At 69.9% G+C, this 2968-nt stretch carries 2 protein-coding genes; both read right to left on the bottom strand.

Going from position 1 to position 2968, the window contains the following annotated elements; genetic code table 11:
* Positions 1-44: 44 nt before the first annotated feature.
* On the bottom strand, positions 45-1985 hold the full coding sequence (locus VOI19_RS17375) for a beta-propeller domain-containing protein (protein WP_323794209.1): 1941 nt from the start codon (positions 1983-1985) through the stop codon (positions 45-47).
* A 130-nt stretch (positions 1986-2115) separates the two neighbouring features.
* A partial coding sequence (locus VOI19_RS17380) for an HNH endonuclease signature motif containing protein (RefSeq protein WP_323794210.1) occupies positions 2116-2968 on the bottom strand: 853 nt, incomplete at its 5' end.

Here is a 2968-nt window from a genome sequence, read left to right on the forward strand (position 1 = left end):
CGGCTCGAAGTTGTTGAGCGGACGGATGTTGCGACACATGCAGATCAGCCTACGTCGAAGAACTCCACGTCCTCGCCGGTCACGAGCACGACCTTGTCGCCGCCGTCGGGCCCCGCGCCGTACAGCGGCACGGCGCGCACCTCGTCGACGTCGCTGCCGAACTCGACCTGCGTCATCGTGTTGATCAGCTCGCCGTTGCTGACCTCGACGGCCGAGACGAAGCCACCGCGGCCGTTCTGGATCACCGTCAGCAGGGTCCGCTCGCTCGGCAGCCAGGTGAACTGGCGCGGGTCGCCACCGGCGAGCGCCCGCGAGCCGGCGCCGTACGAGAGCACGTCGATCTGGCGCGGGTCGGTCAGGTCGCTGACGTCGAAGAGGCCGGCCTGGGCGCCCCACCGGTTGCGGCCGGCCTGGGGGCCCTCGCCGATCCCGACCAGTCGCTGCGAGCCGAGCGGGTGGAGGTAGGAGGAGAAGCCGGGGATCTTGAGCTGCCCGATCAGCTCGGGGTCGTCCTGCGCGGTCAGGTCGATGGCGTAGAGCGGGTCGATCTGACGGAACGTCACCACGATCGCGAGGTCGTCGAACCAACGCACCGACTTGATCTCCTCGCCGACGCCGAGCCGGTCGACTCGGCCGATCTCGACGAGGGCGTCGTCCTTGCCCTCGAGCGTGACGACGGAGTTGAAGTTGCCGGTCTCGCTCGACGGCCCGACCGCTACCCGCAGCACGCCGTCGTGCTCGTCCATCGCCCAGCGGTCGCGGATCGTGCCCTCCACCTCGCCGGCGCCGACGTACGTCGCGCTGGTGCCGTCGAGGGCGAAGTCGTAGACGGGGGTGGTGCCGTCGCCGGTGGCCCGCGGGAAGGGGGGTGAGATGCAGAAGTCGGTGAAGCCGCAGTCGTTGAACGAGCCTGGCCCGCCGAAGGGGACGAACCCGGCGGTGCTCGTGGCGAGGTAGAGGTGGTCGGTCGACTCGTAGGCGAGCGAGGCGTCGCCGGCGAGCCCGAAGGAGTCCAGGTCTGCCGCGCCCGAGAGGTCCGCGCCGGAGTCGAAGCCGATGACGGCCATGGTGCCGAGCGCCACGTCGGCGCGGGGGAGTGCGACCCGGTCGCAGGCCAGCAGCGGCTCGGCCTCGCCGCCGTCGATGGCGACGGTGGGGAGCCAGTCGGTGATGTCGGAGTCCTCGACCAGCGCACGGTTGGTGCGGAGCGCGGCTTGCTCGGAGGTGCCGTCGCCGGGCTGCACGAAGTCGAGCTCGGGCAGGCCTCCCGAGAGCACCAACCGGACGGCGTCGCCGTGCTGGCGGGCGGTGACGGTGGCGGCGTCGTAGTCGACGGTGCGGACGAGCGTGGGGGTGTCGGGGTCGGCGACGTCGATCGTCAGCACCCGGGTCTGGGCATCGCGGCTGCCGTCGTTGCCGATCGCGACCACGGTGTCGCGGGCGAGCAGGATCTCGCCGTCCTTGAAGTCGCCCAGGTCGAGGTCGCCGAGCGGCTCGACCTCGTCGCCCGAGACGTCGTACGACATCAGCAGTGAGCCGCGTAGGCGGACGAACAACGTGCCGTCGGTCTTCACGGAGTCGGGCTCGTCGACCCCGGCCTCCTGCACGTTGGTGCCGGTCTCGGACGAGGTGGAACGGGTGACCTTCGCCTCGGACGTCGCAGGTGCGGACGCAGCGTCGAGCTCGGCGACCCCGTCGACCGCCGAACCCACCAGGTCGCGGTAGACGGGACCCTGCCAGCCGTACGCGCCGATCAGGTCGACGCCGGGGTCGACGTAGTGGCGCAGCAGGTCGTCACATGAATCCGCAGCCTCGAGCTCTCCGAAGAACGCGACGGGCGTGGTGGCGGCGCGGTCGTCCGAGCTCGGGTCGGTCCCGAGACGGCCCAGCGCGAAGGCGGCGACGACGACCCCGGCCACGGCGGTCACGGCCACGGACCGGCGCACGAGGTCGGAGGGGCGGCGCTTGCGCTCAAGATCGGTCATGTGACTGGGACGCGGGGCGGGCACCCATCGGTTCCATCTCGATGAACCACGCTCGCACCTCAACCACCGTGCGGGTGGCTGGACGTGCCTGTGACCCCGCTGATCGCAGCGGGGTGTGGGGGCTGGGTGTTCAGGGCTCGGGTGGGTCGTCGAGGGGGGTGGTGATGGGCATCCGCCCGTGTCGGCGTCCTCGGGTGACCCTGAACCTGGCGCCGGAGGGGCTGGTCCAGTCGTAGACCCCGGGGTGCGGGCTGTCGTAGGCCCAGGTGGAGAAGGTCTTGGCTCGGTGGTGCTTCCGGCACAGCAGGGAAAGATTCGAGGTGGTCGTTTGGCCACCGGCGGAGGGGTCCTTCTTGTTGAACGGGACGCGGTGGTCGAGGTCGCAGTGCTCGGCGCGTCTGGTGCAGTTGGGGAAGACGCAGTTCTGGTCGCGGAGGCGTACTTGTTCGACGAGCTTGGCGGTCGGGACGTAGGCGTTGGTGGAGATCTCTTGGTTGAGGTCGATGACGGGCTTGATGGTCACCGTGGTGCCGGCGGTTTGGCACCAGGCCTTGAGCTGATCGATCAGCACGTCTCCACCGCCGATGTTGTCCAGAGACACGTGCGGGCTGTCGGCGTCGAGGTGGGCGTAGATCACGACCCCACGACCACCGGTGTCACCGCCGGATTCCAGGTCGAGAGTGAGTTGCTGCCTGGCCATCTCGCCAACGGCCATCGAGCGACGAGCTCCGAGCGACTCCTCGCACCCGAGGTCACCCAGCGCCTTGGCGCCCTGCCTGACCGCGGCCTCCAGGTCGAGGGCGTCCTCGACCGACAGGGTGCCGGTGACATCAACGGTGCCGTCGGTGGGGGAGTTGCGCTGGCCGAGGTGGACCTGGAAGTCACGGTCGTCGGCTGCCTTCTTGCGGCGCTTCTCGGCCTCCTCCGGATCGAACAGGTCGATGGCCTGGGCAACGGTGCGCTCGATCTGGGCGAAGGAGCAC

It is taken from the genome of Nocardioides sp. (genome assembly GCF_034670285.1).
Lineage (GTDB): Bacteria > Actinomycetota > Actinomycetes > Propionibacteriales > Nocardioidaceae > Nocardioides.

Bases quoted from the DNA above. Each gene is read 5' to 3' on its own strand.
- VOI19_RS17375 (WP_323794209.1), bottom strand. From the start codon at position 1,985: ATGACCGATCTTGAGCGCAAGCGCCGCCCCTCCGACCTCGTGCGCCGG.